12 protein-coding genes and 1 tRNA gene are annotated in these 14,754 nt (G+C 61.5%); 4 read left to right on the forward strand and 9 right to left on the reverse strand.

Translation table 11 applies throughout. The features are described 5' to 3' along the window. Nucleotides 1-9 precede the first annotated feature (9 nt). The 6 genes from guaA to VGG47_RS05035 all read right to left on the reverse strand — a co-directional run bounded on the left by guaA (nt 10) and on the right by VGG47_RS05035 (nt 6,992). Entirely contained in the window at nt 10-1,560 is a 1,551-nt protein-coding gene (guaA, locus tag VGG47_RS05010) for a glutamine-hydrolyzing GMP synthase (protein ID WP_331536055.1), read from the reverse strand. 16 nt (nt 1,561-1,576) lie between these two features. Next, nucleotides 1,577-2,110, reverse strand: coding sequence for a GNAT family N-acetyltransferase (locus VGG47_RS05015; RefSeq protein WP_331536057.1), 534 nt, complete (start codon nt 2,108-2,110; stop codon nt 1,577-1,579). Then, nucleotides 2,107-3,381 (reverse strand): RsmB/NOP family class I SAM-dependent RNA methyltransferase, encoded by a 1,275-nt coding sequence (locus tag VGG47_RS05020; protein ID WP_331536059.1) that lies wholly within the window; start codon nt 3,379-3,381, stop codon nt 2,107-2,109. Before VGG47_RS05020 ends, VGG47_RS05015 begins: the two co-directional genes overlap by 4 nt. 156 nt (nt 3,382-3,537) lie before the next feature. Next, nucleotides 3,538-5,031 carry an IMP dehydrogenase gene (gene guaB, locus VGG47_RS05025; RefSeq protein WP_331536061.1) on the reverse strand — a complete coding sequence of 498 codons (1,494 nt, stop codon included), beginning with the start codon at nt 5,029-5,031 and terminating at the stop codon, nt 3,538-3,540. Nucleotides 5,032-5,262: 231 nt separating this feature from the next. Next, a complete protein-coding gene (locus VGG47_RS05030) occupies nt 5,263-5,937 on the reverse strand; it encodes an RlmE family RNA methyltransferase (protein WP_331536063.1) in 675 nt (224 codons plus the stop codon). After that, complete coding sequence (locus tag VGG47_RS05035) at nt 5,934-6,992, reverse strand: Ppx/GppA phosphatase family protein (protein WP_331536065.1); 1,059 nt, start codon at nt 6,990-6,992, stop codon at nt 5,934-5,936. The genes VGG47_RS05030 and VGG47_RS05035 overlap by 4 nt, the downstream gene beginning before the upstream one ends. 146 nt (nt 6,993-7,138) lie before the next feature. Between VGG47_RS05035 and VGG47_RS05040 the strand changes: the two genes are divergently transcribed. From VGG47_RS05040 to VGG47_RS05050, 3 genes are all read left to right on the forward strand, one after another. Beyond that, nucleotides 7,139-7,212, forward strand: a tRNA-Gln gene (locus tag VGG47_RS05040). Nucleotides 7,213-8,937: 1,725 nt separating this feature from the next. Then, nucleotides 8,938-9,465 carry a hypothetical protein gene (locus tag VGG47_RS05045; protein WP_331536067.1) on the forward strand — a complete coding sequence of 176 codons (528 nt, stop codon included), beginning with the start codon at nt 8,938-8,940 and terminating at the stop codon, nt 9,463-9,465. A gap of 32 nt (nt 9,466-9,497) precedes the next feature. After that, nucleotides 9,498-10,178, forward strand: coding sequence for a DUF5384 family protein (locus tag VGG47_RS05050; protein WP_331536069.1), 681 nt, complete (start codon nt 9,498-9,500; stop codon nt 10,176-10,178). A 910-nt stretch (nt 10,179-11,088) separates the two neighbouring features. On the opposite strand, the gene VGG47_RS05055 is transcribed toward VGG47_RS05050, so the two are convergent. Further along, a complete protein-coding gene (locus tag VGG47_RS05055) occupies nt 11,089-12,393 on the reverse strand; it encodes an MFS transporter (protein WP_331536071.1) in 1,305 nt (434 codons plus the stop codon). A gap of 61 nt (nt 12,394-12,454) precedes the next feature. Further along, entirely contained in the window at nt 12,455-13,345 is an 891-nt protein-coding gene (locus tag VGG47_RS05060) for an alpha/beta fold hydrolase (protein ID WP_331536073.1), read from the reverse strand. A 57-nt stretch (nt 13,346-13,402) separates the two neighbouring features. Here VGG47_RS05060 and VGG47_RS05065 point away from each other — a divergent pair, with 57 nt between their 5' ends. Continuing rightward, on the forward strand, nt 13,403-14,185 hold the full coding sequence (locus VGG47_RS05065; RefSeq protein ID WP_331536075.1) for an FCD domain-containing protein: 783 nt from the start codon (nt 13,403-13,405) through the stop codon (nt 14,183-14,185). A 231-nt stretch (nt 14,186-14,416) separates the two neighbouring features. Here VGG47_RS05065 and VGG47_RS05070 read toward each other — a convergent pair whose 3' ends face one another. Next, nucleotides 14,417-14,578 carry a hypothetical protein gene (locus VGG47_RS05070; RefSeq protein WP_331536077.1) on the reverse strand — a complete coding sequence of 54 codons (162 nt, stop codon included), beginning with the start codon at nt 14,576-14,578 and terminating at the stop codon, nt 14,417-14,419. Nucleotides 14,579-14,754: the final 176 nt, after the last annotated feature.

Genomic DNA, 14,754 nt, shown 5'->3' on the forward strand with positions numbered 1-14,754 from the left:
CTGGTTCCATCACTCCCATTCGATCGTTCCTGGTGGCTTGCTGGTGATGTCGTAGGTGACGCGGTTGATGCCGCGTACTTCGTTGACGATGCGGTTCGACACGCGCGAGAGAAACGCCATCTCGAACGGATAGACGTCCGCGGTCATGCCGTCGGTGCTGGTCACGGCACGCAGCGCGCACACCTTGTCATAGGTGCGACCGTCACCCATCACGCCGACCGATTTCACCGGCAGCAGCACGGCGAAGGCCTGCCAGATGGCATCGTACAGCCCGGCGGCGCGGATCTCTTCCAGATAGATCGCGTCGGCCTTCTGCAGCACCGCCACCGCTTCGCGCGTCACCGCGCCGAGCACGCGGATGGCGAGGCCCGGGCCGGGGAACGGATGGCGGCCGACGATGGTCTCCGGCAGGCCGAGCTCGCGCCCCAGCGCGCGTACCTCATCCTTGAAGAGTTCGCGCAGCGGCTCGACGAGTTTGAGCTTCATATAGGCCGGCAGGCCGCCGACATTATGGTGCGACTTGATGGTGACGCTCGGGCCGCCCAGCGCGCTGACGGATTCGATCACGTCCGGATACAGCGTGCCCTGGGCAAGGAAATCCGCGCCGCCGAGTTTTTTCGCTTCCTGATCGAACACGTCGATGAAGAGCTTGCCGATGATCTTGCGCTTCTGCTCCGGGTCGGTGACGCCGTCGAGTTCGCCGAGGAACAGGTCAGACGCGTCGCGGTGCACGAGCGTGATGTTGAACTGGTCGCGGAACACCCGCACCACCTCGTCCGCCTCACCCGTACGCAGCAGGCCGTGATCGACGAAAATGCAGGTGAGCTGGTCGCCGATCGCCTCATGGATCAGCGCCGCCGCGACCGAGGAATCGACGCCGCCGGACAGGCCGCAGATCACCTTGCCGCTGCCGACCTGGGCGCGAATCTTTTGCACCTCCGCCTGGCGGAACCCGGCCATGGTCCAGTCGCCCTTGAGGCCGCAGACTTTGTGGGTGAAATTTTTCAAAAGCTGCGCGCCGTGCGGCGTGTGCACCACTTCCGGGTGGAACATCAGCCCGTAAAACTTCCGGGCATCGTCGGCAATGATGGCGTAAGGCGCGCCCTCGGAGACCGCCACGGTGCGAAAGCCCGGCGGCGGTGCGGAAATATGGTCGCCATGGCTCATCCACACCTGCTCGCGCGCGCCCGGCGTCCAGGTGCCCTCGAACAACGCGCAATTCTCGACGACGTCGATATGCGCGCGGCCGAACTCGCGGATCTCCGCGCCCTGCGCTGCACCGCCCAGTTGCACGCACATCGTCATCTGCCCGTAGCAGATGCCGAGCACCGGCACGCCCATCTGGAACACATCATCCGGGGCGCGCGGCGAGCCTTCATCGGCGACGCTGGCCGGACCGCCGGAGAGGATGATGCCCTTAGGCCCAAACGCTGCAATGCGCGCCGGATCGGCGTTGAAAGGCAGGATTTCACAGTAGACGCCGCTCTCGCGGACACGGCGCGCGATCAGCTGCGTGACCTGGCTGCCGAAATCGAGAATCAGGATTTTATCTTCGCTCATGACGCGTGCTAGCGCATCAGGCGTCGACATCCAACAGGGTTTCGATCGGATCCCAGGAATAGGCGACCTGCGGTATTTCGTCGCCGCCGACATTGGTCACGCTGGTAGCGATGCATTTGCCGCCGAGGCGCTGGTAAAAGAAGCCTGCGGGGTTTTCCCGCAATACCCAGGCATAGGCCGAGCGGCAGCCGAGCCCGGCCAGGAAGTTTCCCGAAGCCCGCAGCAAGGTGCGGCCGATCCCCTGGTTCTGCCAGTCATCCATCACATACAGCGTCTCCACCTCGCCCTCGCCCAGCCGGTCGCTGCGGCTGCGCCGGGCCGAGGTGAAGCCCACCAGCGCGGGCTCGGCATTGTCACTGGCATTGATCGCCACATGCATGCCCAGCCCCATGCGGATCGACCGGTCATATTGAGCGGCGAGCCGGGTGACGGAGAGACGTTCGAGAAATTCGTCCGGCAGCAGCCCCGCATAGGCGCTGCGCCAGGTCGCAACATGAACCGCCGCGATGCCGGGAGCGTCCCGAGCCCGTGCGCGGCGGATCGAAATCACGCAAGCCGCTCCAACACCGCGGCGAAAAACCCATCGGTGTTATGCCGGCGCGGAGAGAGGCGCAGATGCGGTCCGCGCAGCTCCTCGGGCGCCTCGATGGGCAACTGCCTGTAGGTTGGATACTTGGCCAAAAACGCCTCCACCTGAGCCTCGTTCTCATCATTGAGCAAAGAGCAGGTCGCGTAAATAAGTTTGCCGCCGGGTTTCGTTAATTTTTGCGCATGGTCGAGAATTGCCGCCTGCTTGGCGATCAATTCGTTGAGATCGTCCTCACGCAGGCGCAGCCGTGCATCCGGGTTGCGCCTCCAGGTGCCGGTGCCGGTGCAGGGCGCGTCGACCAGCACGCGGTCGAATTTTTGTTCCTGGCGCTTCACCCATTTGTCGCCGGCCGCCAGCAGATGCGATTCCACGTTGTGCACCCCGGCACGGCGCAGCCGCTTGATGGCGCCGTCCAGCCGGGGGGCCGAGACGTCACAGGCGACGATATGACCCTTGTTGCCCATGGTCATGGCGATCGCCAGCGTCTTGCCGCCGGCCCCCGCGCAGAAATCCACGACGCGCATGCCGGGCTGCGCATCGACCAGCAGCGCGATCAACTGGCTGCCCTCGTCCTGGATTTCCACCAGACCGTCCTGGAACGATTTGCCCTGAGTGACGGATTGCCGCCCGGCAAGGCGCAGCCCCCAGGGGCTGAACGGGGTCGGTTGAGCCGGCAGCCCTTCCCGGGCCAGCGCCAGCATCGCCGCTTCGCGCGTGGTTTTCAGGGCGTTGATGCGCAGGTCCAGCGTCGCCGGGCCGCCCAAAGCGGTCATTTCCGCTTCCAGCGTTGGCCCGAACTGGGCGCGCAGCTTCGGCAGGATCCAGTCCGGGATCTCGTGCTTGACCGCCTCCGGCATGTTCGGATGCTCCAGCGTCCGGCCGGCGAATTTGTCCAGAACCGCCATCTCCTCCGGCGTCACCGCCGGCGGGCCATAGCGGCCGGAGGTGAAGGCCATGGCGATCTTGTGCGGCGTCATGCCGGTGAACAGCGCCTGCACCGCCAGCAGCAGCCGCGGCGTCTCCGGCGCCTCGAAATGGTTCAGCCACCAGCCCAGATGGCGCCGCGCCCGCAACACGCCCCACACCAGGGTGCTCACCTGCCGCCGGTCGCCGCCGCCGATGAAGCGGCGGGTGCGGAAAAAATGATTCGCCACGGCATCGGCGGGGCGAGGATCAACCTCGATCTCCGCCAACAGATCGATCGCAGCGGCCAGTTGTCCGGCAGGGGTCATTTTATGAATTCCAAAAGTAAGGCTACTTTTTGTGAACAAAAAGTAGCAAATAAACTTTATGAATCTGGGCCATGGGCGTTGTCGGTGACAACGCCCATGGCCCAGAGGAGTAAAAATTTTTGCGCCGCTTTTTTTAAAAAGCGGCTGCTTTCTTCATCATTCCTGGCGGTAATTCGGCGCTTCGCGGGTGATCGCGACGTCGTGCACATGGCTCTCACGCAGGCCCGCCCCGGTGATGCGGCGGAATTTCGCGTCGGTCTGCAGCGCGGAAATGTTGGCGCAGCCGGTATAGCCCATGCCGGCGCGCAAGCCGCCCACCAGCTGGTGCACCACCGCCGCCATCGGCCCCTTATAGCCCACGCGGCCCTCGACCCCTTCCGGCACCAGCTTCAGCGTATCCTTGATCTCCTGCTGGAAATAGCGGTCCGCCGAGCCACGCGCCATCGCGCCCAGGCTGCCCATGCCGCGATAGGATTTGTAGCTGCGGCCTTGATACAGGAAGACTTCGCCGGGCGCTTCGTCGGTGCCGGCCAGCATCGAGCCGACCATCACCGCATCGGCTCCGGCGGCCAGCGCCTTCACCAGGTCGCCCGAGGCGCGAATGCCGCCATCGGCGATCGCCGGCACGCCGCGGGCACGGCAGGCGGCGGCGGTTTCCAGCACGGCGGAGAATTGCGGCACGCCGACGCCGGCCACCACGCGGGTGGTGCAGATGCTGCCCGGGCCGATGCCGACTTTCACCGCATCCGCCCCGGCATCGATCAGCGCCAACGCCCCTTCAGGCGTGGCCACGTTGCCGGCGATGATCTGCACCGCGTTGGACTCACGCTTGATGCGTTCGACCGCGCGCAGCACGCCGTCGGAATGGCCGTGCGCGGTATCGACCACGACCACATCCGCACCGGCTTCGACCAGGGCGGCGGCGCGCTCGATGCCGTCGGCACCGACCCCGGTCGCGGCGGCCACGCGCAGGCGGCCCAGCTCGTCCTTGTTGGCGAGCGGATGCGCCTGGGCCTTGTCCATGTCCTTCACGGTCATCAGCCCGACGCAGCGGTAATCCTCATCGACCACCAGCAGCTTTTCCAGCCGGCGCTTGTGCAGCAGCGCCCGCGCCTCCTCGGCCGAGACGCCGGTGGTGACGGTGGCGAGATTGTCCCGCGTCATCAGGTGGGAAATCGTCATGTTCGGGTCGGTCGCGAAGCGCACGTCACGATGGGTGAGAATGCCCACCAACCGTCCGTCCCGCTCCACCACCGGAAAGCCGCTGATATTGTGTTGCGCCATCAGCGCGCGCGCATCGGCCAGGGTCTGGTCGGGGAAGATCGTCAGCGGGTTCACCACCATGCCGCTCTCGAATTTCTTCACCCGGCGCACCTGTGCGGCCTGCTCGACGATGGTGAAGTTTTTGTGGATCACGCCGATGCCGCCCTGCTGCGCCATGGCGATGGCCATCGCCGCCTCGGTCACCGTGTCCATCGCCGCCGAGACCAGCGGAATGTTCAGCGAAATGGTGCGCGTCAGACGTGTGCCGGTGCGCACCGTGGTGGGCAGAACCTGTGAATAGGAGGGGACCAGCAGCACATCGTCAAAGGCCAGAGCCTCGGAAATCCGGTCGCTGAAATCGGTTTTTGCAGAAGTATCGATCGCCATGGCCCCGCGCTTTCAATAAAAAGACCTTGGCGGCCCTCATTAAGCGCGGCGGCGGCGGGGCGCAATAGCGCGAGGAAGCAACTCAAGGCAGCAAAAAGGGAAGGCTACTTTTTGTGAACAAAAAGTAGCAAAAAAACTTTGTTATGCTCGGCCATGGGCGTAGTCGGCGACACAGCCCATGACCCAGCATAATAAAAGTTTTTGCGCCGCTTTGGCTCGAAAAGCGGCTTCTTACTCCGCGCCGCGGAACCCCGTGGCGACGACGTACATTTCCTTCGAATCCTTGCGGCTGGCGGGCGGCTTGGCGTGACGCACGTTGCGGAAGCGCAGTTTCAGCGTGTTCAGCATGTCGCGTTCCGCCCCGCCCTGGAACAGTTTCGCCACGAACGCGCCCCCCGGCGCCAGAATGTCGCAGGCGAAGGCCAGCGCCGCCTCGGCCAGGGCCATGATGCGGATATGATCCGTGGCGACATGGCCGGTGGTATTCGGCGCCATGTCGGAGAGCACGAGGTCGGCTTTGCCGCCGAGCATTTCGGTCAGCCGGGCGTCCATCCCCTCTTCCATGAAATCGCCCTGAATAAACTCTGCCCCCTCGACGGGGATGATCGCCAGCAGGTCGATGCCGATCACCTTCGCGGCCCCGCGCTGCAACGCCACCTGGCTCCAGCCGCCGGGGGCGGCGCCGAGATCGACCACCAGCGCGTTTTTGCCGATGAGCTTATATTTATCGTCGAGCTCCAGCATCTTGAACGCCGCGCGCGAGCGGTAGCCGGCCGACTTGGCCGCCGCCACATAGGGGTCGTTCAGCTGCCGGTTCAGCCAGCGCTGCGACGACGTGCTGAGCTTGCTCGCACGCTTCAGCCGCACCGCCTCGCGGCGCGGCGGCAGAAAAGTACTATCCGTCATGCCAGGCGGAACCCCCGCCGCACCGGGCGCGAAGCCCGCATCAATCGCATCAACATACCCTCACGCAATCCCCGATCCGCCACAATGAGCTGGGGCACCTGCCACAATTCATGGATCGCCGCAAAGATCGCGCAGCCCGGCAGTACGAAATTCACCCGGTCGGCGCCGATGCAGGGGTGCCGCCGCAACCCCTCGCGCCCCAGCGCCCGCGCCTCGGCCAACGCCGCATCCACCGCCGGCCGCGTCAGGCTCAGCCCGTCCACCAGGCCGCGCCGGTAGCGGTCGAGCCGCAGCGACACCCCGGCCAGCGTGGTGACCGTGCCGCTGGTGCCGACCATCATCACCCCGCCCTGGCGGATCTCCTGGCCGATGCGGTGCACCGCCTCGAACGATCGCAGCATGTCGGTAATGTCCGACACCACGCTCCCGAAGCCTTCCTCGGTATAGCAGGCCTCGGCGCAGCGCTCGGACAGCGTGACCACGCCCACGGGCAACGACAGATAGCCGACCAGCTCCGGCGCCGCGCCGTCGCAATTCACCCGCACCCAGGCAATCTCGGTCGAGCCGCCGCCAATGTCGAACAGGACCGCGCGCCGTCCGCCCTGGCAGATCAGCGAGGCGCAGCTTTCCACCGCCAGCTCCGCCTCTTCCCGCGGGTTGATGATTTCCAGCGGCAGGCCGGTTTTCCGCCGCGCGAGATCGATGAATTCCGAGCCATTTTCCGCTTGGCGGCAGGCCTCCGTGGCGATGGCCCGCAAGGCCAGGGGGCCAGCGCCCGAATCGCTCCAGCGTTTCGCCCGCTCGGCGCAGATGCTGAGGCTGGCGATGGCCCGCTCCATCGCCACCGGGGAGAGCCGCCCGGTCTCGTAGAGACCCTCCCCCAACCTGACGACTCGGGAAAAACTATCCAGTACCTGAAAACCATGACTGGCCGGCGTCCCCACCAGCATACGGCAGTTGTTCGTCCCCAAATCGATGCCGCCGAAGACCGGACGCCGGTAAGAGCGTCGGGACTCGGCGGAAGACGCAGGCGGCGTTGGCAGCGGGTTGGACATAAAACCACTATAGTCGCGTCCGGGCGGGAATGAGCAAGCCAGAAACGGTCCGGAACGCCTGGCTAGGGATAAATTTATGACGATCCGGTAGCATTGGGCAGTTGCCCTCCGCCGCGAGCGATGCTAGGTGAGCGCCGCACCGCTGCTGGGGGATAGTTTAGCGGTAGAACACCTGGCTCTGACCCGGGTAGCCTTGGTTCGAATCCAGGTCCCCCAGCCATCTCACAAAATTTTGTTGAGATTTCAAAGACTTCAGTACAATCAAGGGCTTACCTCTTCTCTCGTGGTACGAAAGAGTGGTACGGATGGCCCTAAAAATGATCGAACCAACTCGACACTCGAAGAGCGGCGTTCACCGCATCCGGCTGACAATCCCGACAGAGCTAAGGGCGACCGCAAAGCACCTATATGGTGTCGGGGCTGAGTTCACAGCCAATCTGGGCACGAAGGATCGGCGCGAAGCCATAGCGCGCGCACCGGCAGGCTTGGCCGACCTCCGAGCAAAACTTGAGCTTACCCGAGCCCTGCATGCTGAAGGGCCAAAGGCGCTGTCCCACCGAGAGGCCCGTGCGATTGCTGGTGAGTGGTACCGGGCGGCCGTCGGGCTGAATGAGGACGACCCCGGGCCTTATGAGGGGGTGGGAAATTGAGCGGTTCGTAACACGCTCACCTCCGTCCGTTTTGGTTATTAAACGTTTTGTGCGTAGTGTCCGAAAAACTGTCAACCAATTGTATCGGACACATTCGGCGTATGTCTTGGACGTCCGATAGGGGCATGCCCCAGCCGAACACGACCCGAGGGCGTTAGGATGGTCTTCGATGCAAAGTGATGGTTCACGACGGTCGCGAGGCGAGCACAAACACCACCGGCGCACCGATTGCGTCACATCATCGCAAACCGACACGACAACACGATCGCGTAACGTGACGATGAGGCCAAACAAGCCGCCGCGCAGACAGAAAAACGCTGCAAGATAGCGATGGGTACCGGATAGCAATCCGTAAGCATTTCAAAACCCGGATAAAGCGTTGTTGTTGTAATTGCCCCACGTAGAGCGAGACGAAATTCCCAGGCTTCAATCCAGCGCCCCCCCTGGCGAGGGAGAATTTGCGTTTCGGTCACGGAAATCGGCGCAACCTGTTGCGCATTCAAAATAGAGATGGTTTAAATGCTGAGTTTTCTAAGGTATCATTTCGAATCCAGCTTTAAACCACGGGAATAACAAACAGCCAAAAGGTTATGTTTACAATGGACGCCGGAATAACAAACAAGTTAGGCAGGCTTCTTAACTCCCCGACCGCCACAAAGGGGAGCCAAAAGAGTAACTTTCGTGTCTTCACAGCTAAACTCGCGACCATGATATTTTTGGCAATAACATTGCAGAGCTGTGTCCCGTACATGGTTATGAGCTCGATGGATCACGACCATTATTCCGACTATGTTACAAGAACAGAACAGATCAACTATGAACGCCAAAAAGCGAACCTTCAACCCGTACCAATCATGACTTTTGAACAGTGGAAAGGAGGTGGCCTGGCCCCCTAGAAGTACTGATCAACGCCAAGATGGACGGATGATCACGAGACGAAAACCGCGACGATGAAACGTCGCGGCGCACCAGACAGAAAACAGCCAGACTAATTTGCAACCACCGGGTATGCATCCGGAAGTATTCCAAAATTCTTCTAATCTGTTGTTTTTATTATTAACATTCCTGCTTGCGACATTGATGGGCTGCCCCCGGAATTTCCGCCTACCGGGCGCTCCCCTCCTCGCGTGCCCTCGCAGACACGCCCAGCACCTTGCTGACGCCGCTGAGTTGGCCGGCTCCGGCGCTTGGCGCTCGTCGAGCTCACGGTGTCTGGCAGATGGATAGCAGAACATGCTATTGACAGGGGCTTAATATCTAAGTGTTATTTAATCTATCAACACTAAGAGGCCAAGATGCGTTTCACTAAGTATGTCGGTTTTTTTGCGATTTCCGGTTTTGCCGTACTCACTGCTTGCCAGCAGCCCGGCGCGGACCTGGCGGCTAACGTGTACCAAGCGGACCAGGTGAATCAGTCTCAGGACGCCAAAATCATCAATATTCTCTCGCTTTCCCCGGCTAGGGTCGAGGTCAGCAATGCCCAAAATCAGCACGCGGCGCAGGTCGTCGGCGGGCTTTTGGGCGCTGTCGGCGGCGGTTTTCTGGGCGGTAATGTCGGGAACGGCAGCGCCGGCAATGTCGTAGGCGGCGCGGCTTTGGGAGGTGTCGGCGGCGCTGCGGCTGGCTCGCTCGTCCCTGGGCAGGTTTTGGTTAGTGGCGTGACGATTGGCTATACTGAAGCGGGTGCGCTGCATACGTCCACGCAGGTTGGTGAAATGTGCCAGTTCCAGATGGGTCAGGCTATGGTCGTTACCACGCAGGCAAACGAAACCCGCGTCCAGCCGAATGCCGTTTGCCCAACTAAGTCCGCCAGCAACGGCTAAAATATCGGCTTAACTTTAAAAACGGATTGACCATGAAAGTTCTTGCGACCGCTTTAGTTTTCACCGCCCTAGCTGGGGCTTGTTATGCTCAAGAAAGCCAAGCCGAATTGAATGGCGGGCTGGCCGCGATGAGTGCCGCACAGAGCCAGAATCAGGCGGCGGCTGAAGCGGCGCAAGAAGCCCAGGAACAGGCGCAGGCGCAGGCGCAAGCGCAGTATGAGGCGCGTCAAGCAGCATTTGAGCGGCGGGCCGAAGCGCGGCAGGCTGCGGTTGATGCTGCGGCTGCGGCTGATAAGACTCGGGACCAGAAATTCCAGGATCAAGAGCGCGAAATCGCTATCGAACAACAGCAGATTCAGCTGGAAAAAGAGCAAACAGACGCGAACCGTGAAAATGATATCGTTAGCGCGCAGCTGCGGGGCGAAAACGCCCAAAGCAATGTCACGCAATCGGAGGCGGATGCAAACCGTATTCTAGCTCAAGGTCAGGCAACGTCCGAGGTTGACAGGGCGCAAGGCGCGCAAACGCTGGATAGTGATGTGGGCGCGGCAGCTGTCACCAGCTCGCAAGGTACGGCGACGTTGGACGCGGACAAGGGAAAGGCTGCTCTCACCGACTCACAAGGTGCGGCGACGTTGGACGCGGACAGAGGCAAGGCTGCCGAGAAAAAGGCTAGCGGTATCTTGGGAAGCGGGATCGGAGGAAACAGCTAACTAAACGTTTTTAAGTGTAAGCCATACTGATATTTTTCTCAGTATGGCTTACCTGTTTTTTGCGGGGAGATCGCAAAAGCGGCGTCCTGGGGATTCCGAATGGCCACTGGCCACCTAGCATCGTCTTAGTCCGGCCGCCGTCTCCACCCTGCACAGGCACTTCCGGCTGCGACGAAACTTACCCACAACGCTCGTCGTACTGATGCCAAACAGCATTACGACAAACGCAAGATCACAAAATCAAAATGCGATGACGAAGCACGGCGCGCGCCAAGATAAAACTTAGCGCCGATCAGCGAGGTACGGGGTAGTAATCCGAAAGCATTCCAAAGGTCGGCTAAAGGTCGTTGTTTCTAATTCTCGTAGCCCAGCTTCTGGCGCGACGAACCTGCCGTCGAAAATCTGACCCACCGGGGTACTCTTGTGTAAGGTCACCGAATAGGTGACACAAAAGCGACACAGGGAAGCAAAAACCCTAGAAATTTCCTTGTTGTGCCGTCGATTGCGTCGTTTCCCTCACCCGGCACCATTTCCCCTGCCCGGCGAGACGATTAGGCCGATAACCACGCTCACGCCTCACGGAAACATCGTTGCGAGCGTTGCAATCGAATTTGCAAGGCGACGGCAGGGTGCAAGCAATGGGGCAGCCCTATTCTACTCTTGTCGAGGTGGCCGTAGGAGTGGGACGAAGCAGGCTGAGTTTGTCTTGGTAAGGCTTTGATTTAATTGACGTCTTTGCTGAGCGGCCCGTGTCAAAGTCCCCCAGCCAAATCTCTGATGTGCCGATTTGCCAAAAAAGACAGCAGACGTTCCCTTCTTCGAGGGTTTTGGGTGCGGGCTTTTTCGCCCCTCCTTCCATGAGCAATTTCCCGTTCCAGGCGCCCTGCCATCGGCGTGTGGTCTGCATGCGTCACGGTACGTTCTGCAGCACCGACGCGCCATGGAGTTCCGTCGTCTCGACATTGAACTTTATGCGCCAGACGAGCAGCGGGCCCATCAGCATAACGGCGATGGAGGCGAGGAAGACGATGGTCCAGTTTCCCCCCGTGGCGTCCAACAGCCAGCCGACGACCAGCGGTGACACGGCGCCAGCGATCGCGAAGCCGGTATTCACCATCGCCGTCGACGTCGCCGCGTGGGATGGCAGGACCTCCATGCCGAGCATCCAGATCGAGGGATCCGCCAGCTCAATCATGAAATAGGCAAGCGCCAGGAACGCCGTATCGATCACCAGGTTGACGCTGAATAGAAGTGGCAGGATGCACAGCGTCGCACCCAGGAACGAAACGATGACGATGTCGCGCCGGCCGCGACGCGCGCTACCGGTGCGCGTCAGCCACCAATCCGTGGCAAAACCGCCGGATACCATGCCGAAGACGCCGCCGATCAGGACCAGCGTCGAGAGTGCGGCTACATGCTTCAGGTTGAGCCCGTGGGCATGGGTGAAATAGAGCGGTATCCAGCTCAGGAGAAACCATGAGAACCAACCGTAGCAGAACGAGACGGCCGTCACCGGCCACACACGACGAAAGAACTCCGGCCACACCATCGGCGGCGAGTCCAGGACCGGCACTGTTCCCGCCGCCTCCGCGCCATGCCCCAGTTTTTCGAGTTCGCCGGTCGTGATGCCGGGATGCAGACGCGGATCATCGCGCAAATAGGCCCAGATGACGATGGTCACCAGAATGCTGACGCCGCCGAGAATCAGAAACGCGGAACGCCAGGAAAATGTGAGAATCAATACGGTGACGGCGCCGGGCGTTATCGCGGCCCCGAGGCGCCCGAAGCCGTGCAGGACGCCCTGGGCGGTGCCCCGCCTGGCTCTGGGAATCCAGCGCCCGATCACCGACGAGGAAATCGGGTATACCGCGGCCTCGCCCATGCCCAGCAGGAAGCGCGCGCAAACCAGCGTCGGCAAGCCGCCGGCCAAGCCGGTGAAAATCGTTCCGGCGGCCCAGATCAGACCGCAGATCGTAAGGCCCAGCCGAGAGCCGATGATATCTCCCAGCCTGCCGCCGACCAGCATGAAGCCTGCGTAGGCGATCGACAATGACGAGAAAGCGACGCCCAGCGAGATGTTCGTCAAACCCATCTCATGCTGAATGAGCGGCGCCGCGATCGCCATGTTTGTCCGATCCACATACATGACCACGGCATTCAAGCAGAGCAAGCCGAAGATTATTGTGGTAACCGACGGTTTCTTGTGTGTTGACACGACGTTTCCTGTTTTTTTTATGCTTGGCTTTTAGCGAAGCTGGGCGTCGTCGAGAGGCATGTCACGTCGCCATGAAAAACTCCCGCAACTTGGCATAGGTTTCATCGGGGCATTCTTCCTGCACATAATGCCCCGATGGCACCGTGGTGGCGCGAACGATGTTAGTCGCATAGTGCGACCAGATCTCCCGCGCATCGTGATTGCGGCCGACGCCGCCTTTGGCGCCCCAAAGAAGCATTGTCGGGCACGACACCTTTCGGCCTGCTTCGAAATCTTCGGTGTCCATCGCGAGGTCGATGCCGACCGTCGCGCGGTAATCCTCGCACATGCCGTGGACCGTCTCGGGATTCTTGATGCAGCGGATATATTCGGCGAGCGCCTCGGGGTCGAAGAAGCTCGTGCCTTGCTCGGTCTTCGACAGTTTGCGCCGGATGTAGAATTCGGGATCGGCCCCGATCATGGTTTCCGGCAGCGGAAACGGCTGGATCATGAAAAACCAGTGCCAGGAGAAGGTTCCCCAGCGCAGGGTCACGTTGTTGAGCAGGTGGTGCTGCGGCAGCATGTCGACGAAGGCCGCCCTCAAAACCCGATCCTCGTGATCGAGACACATGCGGTGCAGCACGCGCGCGCCGCGGTCATGGCCGGCGGCATGGAATTTCTCGAAGCCGAGCGCCTGCATCACCTCGACCTGATCTCGTGCCATCGCCCGGAACGAGTATGCCGCATGGTCGTCGCCGCCTGCCGGTTTGGAGCTGTCGCCATAGCCTCGCAGGTCCGGGCACACGACAGTGAATTCTTCCGCCAGCCGGGGCGCGACCTTGTTCCAGGACAGATGCGTGAAGGGGTTGCCGTGCATCAGCAGCAAAGGCGGTCCGCTGCCGCCATGGCGCAGGACGATCTCCGCACCGCTTACCTTGATGATGTCTTTCTTGAATCCGCTGAGTAGTGTCATTCGTTTCCTCAACTCTTGGACGGTTGGTGCTCCAGCCCTACCCTGCGCGAGGGGATTTTGTCCATCAAAATCGTCGACGATTTACGATCATCAATCAGCAATACAGGCTTTGACGGCCCCGGATTTGGTGGTAACGAATTCGCCATCAAGAGGAACCGTATCGTGTTTGCAGTGCCTGCTTTGACCGATGCCTTGCGTGCCCGGAAGGAAACTTCGCTCGCGGTGATCATCCGTGAGGAGATCGCGCGCATGATCGAATCCGGTGCGCTGTTGCCCGGCGCCTGGGTCAACGAGGCGGAGCTGGCGGCTCAATTCGGTGTCAGCCGTGGCCCGGTGCGCGAAGCCTGCCGCGGCCTCGAGCAGCACGGCCTGCTGAACTTCGTCGTGAATCGGGGCGCCTTCGTCCGGCAGATCGACATCGCAGAGGCCGCCGAGCTGTATGACATCCGCTCCGCACTCTTCAGCCTCGCGGGTCGCAGTCTCGCCCCCGTCATCTCCGATGCCGGCCTCGCGAAGCTCGACACGCTGGTGGTCGCCATGGATGAGGCCGCAGCGCACGGGGATCTGGAAACCTATTATCCGCTGAACCTGCAGTTCCACCGCGCGATCCTGGAACTTTGCGGTAACCAGCGCCTGTTGACGGCCTATCAGAACTGCGTCCGGGAGCTCCATCTGTTCCGTCGCCACGCTCTCGTCACGCGGGAGCGGATGTCGCACTCCAACGCGGAGCATAAGGCGATCGTGGAGGCTCTGCGCAACCGCAACGCGAGAAAAGTCTCCCGGCTCATGGAGGCCCATGTCCTGCAAGCCAAGGAGAGGGTCTGCCACGCCGCGCCGTGAAAACCCGCTGAAGACAGAGGCCCTGCATTGACCTCTGGTCGATCATGGGCCATTTTTTCGATCCGAAGAAGCTTCAACTCCAGTGCTTAACGAGGCTGTGTGGGTTGTCGGCTTCGCGCTTCGACGCCAGCCGGTCTCGGGTCGGAGACTTCGAGGCCCGTTTATTCTGGACATTCAGCGAAGGCCGGCGGTATTCCTCAGAATCTACATGGGGAACGTAAAATGTCACAATCAACAAGACATCCGGCACGTGACCATCACCATCAGGCAGCCGCTTATCACCACGCTGCCGCGCATCATCACCACCAGGCCGAGCATCATCACGCGCTTGGCGAGCATGAAGAAGCCAAGAAGCACGCAACTGCGGCTCACGAACACAGCGAGTTGGCTCACAAACACACCACGACCGCTCACACGCATTCTCATAAGTAATTAGCCGCATTTGGCGAATGAGCCACCGCGCCCGAGTTGAGGGGCGCGGTGGTATTAAGCCCGCTGAGACGGTGCCGGACGATCGGCAAAAAGGCGTCCGGCCCCGCCCACTGAGGATGCCCTCCCCTCCGCCGGCA

It is taken from the genome of Acidocella sp. (genome assembly GCF_036489515.1).
GTDB lineage: Bacteria > Pseudomonadota > Alphaproteobacteria > Acetobacterales > Acetobacteraceae > Acidocella.

Bases quoted from the DNA above. Each gene is read 5' to 3' on its own strand.
- guaA (WP_331536055.1), bottom strand. From the start codon at position 1,560: ATGAGCGAAGATAAAATCCTGATTCTCGATTTCGGCAGCCAGGTCACG.
- VGG47_RS05020 (WP_331536059.1), bottom strand. From the start codon at position 3,381: ATGACCCCTGCCGGACAACTGGCCGCTGCGATCGATCTGTTGGCGGAG.
- guaB (WP_331536061.1), bottom strand. From the start codon at position 5,031: ATGGCGATCGATACTTCTGCAAAAACCGATTTCAGCGACCGGATTTCC.
- VGG47_RS05030 (WP_331536063.1), bottom strand. From the start codon at position 5,937: ATGACGGATAGTACTTTTCTGCCGCCGCGCCGCGAGGCGGTGCGGCTG.
- VGG47_RS05035 (WP_331536065.1), bottom strand. From the start codon at position 6,992: ATGTCCAACCCGCTGCCAACGCCGCCTGCGTCTTCCGCCGAGTCCCGA.
- VGG47_RS05045 (WP_331536067.1), top strand. From the start codon at position 8,938: ATGCGTTTCACTAAGTATGTCGGTTTTTTTGCGATTTCCGGTTTTGCC.
- VGG47_RS05050 (WP_331536069.1), top strand. From the start codon at position 9,498: ATGAAAGTTCTTGCGACCGCTTTAGTTTTCACCGCCCTAGCTGGGGCT.
- VGG47_RS05060 (WP_331536073.1), bottom strand. From the start codon at position 13,345: ATGACACTACTCAGCGGATTCAAGAAAGACATCATCAAGGTAAGCGGT.